The organism is Gluconobacter sp. P5H9_a, from assembly GCF_018812085.1.
Taxonomy (GTDB): domain Bacteria; phylum Pseudomonadota; class Alphaproteobacteria; order Acetobacterales; family Acetobacteraceae; genus Gluconobacter.
Genome location: NZ_JACRVW010000063.1, coordinates 1 through 597 on the forward strand (window position 1 = coordinate 1; position 597 = coordinate 597).

Below are 597 nucleotides of genomic sequence, written 5' to 3' on the forward strand. Positions count from 1 at the left end.
CTGACCGCTCATCTGTCCCTGTCCAACCTGTCAGGCTGGCATGGACTGGAATCTTCCACACACCGCTGGACGGATGGCGATGCGACGTTGCCGCTGCAAAGCGGAAATAGCAGCAGGGAACCGGGTATTCTTTCCATTCAGGTCGTGTCCAGCGGACCCTATCTGATGGAGGATCGCTCTGCTCTGCCCGAACTCCGTCAGGTCGGATAACAGCCTCTGGGTACTGATGGGGAAGCCTCGGCTTCCCCATCAGTCCTTAAAAGAGACCATCAAGCCCTTAATGGCTCTCAAATGGTGTTCGAACGCTTCAAACGACAGGCTGATTTGTTCTTGTGTTAGAGAGTAAAGGGCACTTCGGAAAGAGACATCAATCTGTGTGAACCACTCGTGGTTGGCCAGGTTGTGTAACTTTTACGGAAGTGTTCAAGACATCCGGGGAAGATGAGCCAGATGCTTGTCTAACGTGATGGGGTAATCACGGACACGGACCCCTGTTGCATTATACACAGCATTGGCAATCGCTGCTGCCACGCCACAAAGCCCCAATTCCCCGACCCCTTTTGCTTTCATCGGAGAGGACAGGGGATCTACTTCATC

Annotated in this window: 1 pseudogene; it reads left to right on the top strand. The window is 53.3% G+C overall.

The features are described from left to right. Nucleotides 1-210: pseudogene (locus KP708_RS15480) on the top strand (hypothetical protein); the annotation flags it as partial. Nucleotides 211-597 lie beyond the last annotated feature (387 nt).